This window comes from Mycobacterium sp. ML4, from assembly GCF_054515735.1.
Window position 1 is genome coordinate 1 of record NZ_JBTNSY010000058.1, and the last position, 5,128, is coordinate 5,128.

6 protein-coding genes are annotated in these 5,128 nt (G+C 51.7%); all 6 read left to right on the top strand.

The genetic code is table 11. The features are described 5' to 3' along the window. The coding region (locus ACX9NE_RS29020) for a transposase (protein ID WP_459365220.1) at positions 1-472 on the top strand (472 nt) is incomplete at its 5' end. A gap of 40 nt (positions 473-512) precedes the next feature. Beyond that, the gene (locus ACX9NE_RS29025) at positions 513-1,361 is read left to right on the top strand and encodes an NAD-dependent epimerase/dehydratase family protein (protein ID WP_459365221.1); all 849 of its coding nucleotides are present in this window, start codon (positions 513-515) and stop codon (positions 1,359-1,361) included. Next, the gene (locus tag ACX9NE_RS29030) at positions 1,358-2,335 is read left to right on the top strand and encodes an ATP-grasp domain-containing protein (protein WP_459365222.1); all 978 of its coding nucleotides are present in this window, start codon (positions 1,358-1,360) and stop codon (positions 2,333-2,335) included. Before ACX9NE_RS29025 ends, ACX9NE_RS29030 begins: the two co-directional genes overlap by 4 nt. After that, positions 2,316-3,017, top strand: a complete 702-nt coding sequence (locus ACX9NE_RS29035) for a metallophosphoesterase family protein (protein WP_459365223.1) — start codon at positions 2,316-2,318, stop codon at positions 3,015-3,017. Before ACX9NE_RS29030 ends, ACX9NE_RS29035 begins: the two co-directional genes overlap by 20 nt. After that, positions 3,010-3,981: a glycosylase gene (locus tag ACX9NE_RS29040; RefSeq protein WP_459365224.1), complete on the top strand. Its 972-nt coding sequence runs from the start codon at positions 3,010-3,012 to the stop codon at positions 3,979-3,981. The genes ACX9NE_RS29035 and ACX9NE_RS29040 overlap by 8 nt, the downstream gene beginning before the upstream one ends. Beyond that, complete coding sequence (locus tag ACX9NE_RS29045) at positions 3,981-4,937, top strand: glycoside hydrolase family protein (RefSeq protein WP_459365225.1); 957 nt, start codon at positions 3,981-3,983, stop codon at positions 4,935-4,937. Before ACX9NE_RS29040 ends, ACX9NE_RS29045 begins: the two co-directional genes overlap by 1 nt. The last annotated feature ends 191 nt before the right edge of the window (positions 4,938-5,128 follow it).

Consider the following 5,128-nt stretch of genomic DNA (forward strand, 5'->3'; position numbering starts at 1 on the left):
CGGCCATCGCGGCCGCACCGGCGATCCACTCTACGGAGTTCGGCGTACTTTACGCACTCGACTGCCCCTGCTCAGCACCCGCCAAAAGGCGCGCCTGGAAACCGTTTTCGCCGACGAGGCCCACATCGCCGTCGAGATCTGCTGGGGCTTTTACCAACGCATGATCGCCGCCTATGCCCGCCCCGACCGGCGCCGCGGCAAGACCATGATGACCGCGATCATCAACACACTGCGCCGCGGCGTCCCCGACGCACTCGAAGAACTTGCCCAACTCGGCCACACACTATGGCGTCGCCGCGCCGACGTGCTGGCCTACTTCGACCACCACGCCTCCAACGGCCCCACAGAAGCCATCAACGGACGTCTCGAAGCCCTACGCCGCAACGCCCTCGGATTCAGAAATCTCACCCACTACCGACTGCGCTCACTACTGCACTGCGGCAACTTGTCCCAGCGAATCAATGCACTCTAAAATCGGAAGAGCCAGTTCTTTCAGTAGTATGATTCAAGTGATGACTATCAGGATATTCGCAATAGGTGCATGCTCAGCGCTGGCACGCGCGGTATTGCCGATACTTGCTACGAAGAACACAATTATCACCGCTGGCAGGTCTCAGTGTGACATTTATTGTGACGTTACCGACAACGTGGTTGTACCCGACAATATCGATATCGTAATAAATTTTGTGGCAAGCTTCGGGAGCTTTAGCGACGATCAGTTAAACACCGTTATCGACACGAATGTCGGCGGTGTTCTGCGGATATGCCAAGCCGCCAACAAGGCAGATGTAGCGCATGTCATCAATATATCTACGATCTTTGCTGTCCTCGACGAAGATGATCCGAATTTTTCACTGTACGCACTTACGAAACGGCACGCTGACGAACTGGCAACACACTACTGTCGCCGGCATGACCTACCGCTGACAATCTTGCGGCCATCCCGGATATATGGCGATAATCACGAGTTCGCACGAGGCCAGCCTTTTTTCTATCAAATAGTTGACGTTGCTAGCCGGGGCGAAGATATCTCGTTATATGGGTCGGGTGAAGCGCGGCGAAATTATATACATGCGAGTGACGTGAGTGAAATAATCGATCGGATTATCGACAGCCGAGCGACGGGCATCTATGCATGCGCTAATCCGGCGAATACCACATACTCACAGATCGCCGAATCGGCACAGAGGGTCTTCGGCCGGGGCGGCAGGATCATAAAGCTTACCGAGAAACCCGAACCTGCGAGCGATGCGACGACTCAGGATATGCCGCTGTACGATATTATAGACTTTCGGCCGGGTATTACTTTAGAAGTTGGAATCGAACGGATCAGACAGCAAATCCATAAAGAGGCTGTATGACAAAGACTATACTCGTTTCCGGAGCATCCGGAATAGTCGGTTATGGCGCTCTGAAGTCTTTACGCGCTGCTGACGACACCTACAACTTAATTGGGACGAGCGTCTACGCCGACTCTGTCGCGCCAGCGTTTTGCGATACCTTTGAGCTTGCACCGTATACGACCGACCCGGCATACGTCGACTGGTTATGTAACGTGATTGTCAAACATAAAGTTGACATGATAATCCCCGGTATTAATGACGATGTGCTGAAGTGGAATAGGTACCGAGACCAGCTTGAATCGACCGGGACCAAACCGCTCCTCAACAACTCGGCTCTGATTGATCTATGCGCTGATAAGTGGCTGTTTTATCAAGAGCTTCATCGAGACGCGTCGAAATATTCGATCGAATCACGGTTGGACGGCACATTTGCCGAATTAGAGTCTGCATACGGACTGCCATTTTTGCTCAAGCCACGCCGCGGATTTGCGTCCAAGGGAATCGTCGTCGTTGAGTCAAAAGAGCTGTTCGATAAATACAAAGCAGATGTCGGTGAAGTTCTCATGGCTCAGCCACTCATTGGCAATGACGACGCAGAATATACCGTATCAGGGTTCTTCGACAGAGATAGCAAGCTGTGCTGCCTCATAGGATTGCGGCGAAAACTGGCCAAAGAAGGGTTTACTGACAAGGCTTTCGTGGAGATGCCTGTACATGCCGAGGAAGCGATCAAAGAGCTTTCGGCACTCCTGAAGCCAGAAGGCCCGACGAACTTCCAGTTCAGACTGCACAACGACGAGTTAAAACTGCTTGAGATCAACCCGCGCATTTCTTCTGCCACCTCAATACGAACCGCCTTTGGTTACAACGAATGTAGTATGGCAGTCCAATATCACCTATGCGGTGCCGTGCCCAACCAGCCGGCCATACGATGTGGTTATGCGGTGCGCTACACGGAGGATCATATTTTTTATGATTGCAATAATATCTGATATTCACGGCAACTACGTTGCGCTTGAACGAGTTCTAAATACAATCGACGAGATGGGTATCAAGGAGTTATGCTGCCTCGGTGATATGGTCGGATACTATCCGCAAGTAAACGAGGTATGTAGCGAACTGCGAAAACGTGATGCGCTCTGCGTGATGGGGAATCACGATTGGTATATGTTAGCCGACAGTTTCTGTGATAGATCGCAGACCGTCAATGACACGATCGAATATCAGAAAAAAGTTATCAATGACGAAAATTATGATTGGTTAAAGTCGTTGCCAGTTCATCGTGAATACCGTGATCTCAAGATGGTCCATGGCGGGTGGATAAATCCGATCGACGAGTATCTGCGCGAACCAACCAAAGAGTATTTTGAAAGAATAGGTGGCAAATACTTCGCATCCGGACATACGCATCTGCCGCGGATAGATGATTACGGTGCGAAGGTTTATTGTAACCCGGGTTCCGTCGGCCAACCGCGCGATGGGGATAATCGAGCGGCGTTCGCGACATGGGACGGATCAAGCTTCGAAATCTATCGGGTCGTATATGATTACCGAGCGGTCGGTGACTTGATGGAACAGGCTGGCTTCAGCGGATATTATTATGAGCGTTTAGCGTTTGGTGCAAAAGATAACGGATGGTATGCCAGTACGGGCAAGGAACACGGCGATGGCTGAGTGGAAGAAATTAGGCAGGGTGTTCGACCCTCGCGACTACAGAGATGCGAGTCGGCCATGGCTCCACGAATATGCTCAGGCGCCCAGCACAATCATATTCGATGACTTCGTGAGGGTATATTTTTCATGCCGCCCGCCGCGGGACCAGGATGGCCAATTTGTCAGCTATACGGCATTCGTGGATCTGGACCGGAAAAACTTGTTCAATATTGTGAATTTGGCAGAGCAGCCGATCATGTCGCTTGGCAAGAAGGGATGCTTCGATGAATTTGGTACCTATCCCACGTCGGTCATTCGAATGGGAGATGAAATGTGGTGCTATTATGCCGGATGGACTCGGACTGTTTCGGTACCTTTCAACGTTGGTATCGGCTTAGCGAAAAGTGCCGATGGCGGCAAAACTTTCGAGCGGCTCGGCGATGGCCCGATCCTCCCATACACCCCCGACGAACCGTTTACTATCAGCGGCCCAAAGATCAGGAGATTCAACAGTAAGTTTTATCTCTTTTACGTTGCCGGTAACGCATGGCTGAGAATTGAGGACCGTCCGGAGATTTCACACCGTATTCGCGTTGCCGTGTCGGACGATGGGCTGAGTTGGGAGCGGCACAATCGAGACATTATTTCTAATTTCTGGGACGAGCACGAGTCCCAAGCAAGTCCGGACGTGATATACGCGAACGGCAACTACCACATGTTTTTTTGCGGATGGATCCCAAAGAATTTCAGGGACACGAGGAATCGCCGCGTCGGATATGCCAGTTCTCGTGATCTGGTTCATTGGGTGCGAGACGACTCAAAGGCGGGTATCGCAGTCTCGGCGGAGGTCGATTCTTTCGACAATGAGATGGTCGCATATCCACACATTTTTGTTTTAGATGGCACAACCTACATGTTGTATCTGGGCAATTCCGTCGGCCGATACGGGTTTGGCCTTGCGGAGTTGAAAGGCGAACTGACGTAATGCAGTGGGAAAAGCTCGGCCAGATATTCGAGTTCAGCCAATCTCCTTTCGAGCGTACTTTTGCCAGCCATGCGCAGTCGCCGCAAGCGCTCGTCTTGGCTGATCGAGTCCGGATATATTTCTCAACTCGCATTAGTGATGTGCCTGGGCAGTTCCTTAGTCAGGTTCAGTATGTAGACTATGACTTCGGTTTTCGGAATATTATCGGTTACTCGAACCATGTGGTCGTTCCGCTCGGCGAACTTGGTACCTTCGACGAGCATGGCATATTTCCGTTGAGTCCGTTGCCCGTGGGTGACAAAGTTTACGGCTACACCAACGGTATCGCACGCAGACGGTCGGTTGCGGTGGAAACAGGGGCCGGTCTAGTCATCAGTTCAAACGGGGGCACGACATTCAAAAAGTTCGGGAGCGGTCCTGTGCTCAGTGCAACGACGTATGAGCCGTTTCTCGTGGGCGATCCATTTGTTCGTATTTTTGGGCGAGAGTTTCACATGTTTTATCTGTACGGCAAAAAATGGAGCGAAGCTTCGGAGGGCTGTGCTCCTGAGCGCGTTTACAAGATCGGTCATGCGGTTTCCAAAGATGGTATTAACTGGGTTAAGGACAATAGGCAAATTGTTGCGGATGTAATCGATGAAAACGAGTGCCAAGCGCTTCCTACCGTAATGCAGATCGGACGGCGCTATCATATGTATTTTTGCTTTCGACACATGGTCGGGTTCAGAGACCAACAAGATAAGGGATACCGGTTAGGTTATGCCCATTCAGAAGACCTATTGACCTGGGAGCGGAACGATGCCGACGCTGGTATCGAGCTTTCGGCTGACGGATGGGACTGCGAGATGATGTGTTATCCCAACGTTTTTAAATGTCAAAGTGATTATTTTCTCTTATATAACGGAAACGATTTTGGCCGTCATGGCTTCGGGCTGGCAAGGTTAGTTAGCGAGTGATGCCCCGCTTCGCTCACACCTGATCCTAACTGGCTTCCGACTCGTGGCTCGAAGACCTAAGCGAGGCTCGTAGCCCCTGGTCTGGCGCTCGGAATGCACGCACCAGCCTCAGCAGCGTTCACCAGCGCCGCCCGCGTTTCTGTACCGCCCGCAGCAGTAGCGGCGACGTGCACATCAGCGTTGACAGGGGC

Bases quoted from the DNA above. Each gene is read 5' to 3' on its own strand.
- ACX9NE_RS29040 (WP_459365224.1), top strand. From the start codon at position 3,010: ATGGCTGAGTGGAAGAAATTAGGCAGGGTGTTCGACCCTCGCGACTAC.
- ACX9NE_RS29035 (WP_459365223.1), top strand. From the start codon at position 2,316: ATGATTGCAATAATATCTGATATTCACGGCAACTACGTTGCGCTTGAA.
- ACX9NE_RS29030 (WP_459365222.1), top strand. From the start codon at position 1,358: ATGACAAAGACTATACTCGTTTCCGGAGCATCCGGAATAGTCGGTTAT.
- ACX9NE_RS29045 (WP_459365225.1), top strand. From the start codon at position 3,981: ATGCAGTGGGAAAAGCTCGGCCAGATATTCGAGTTCAGCCAATCTCCT.
- ACX9NE_RS29025 (WP_459365221.1), top strand. From the start codon at position 513: ATGACTATCAGGATATTCGCAATAGGTGCATGCTCAGCGCTGGCACGC.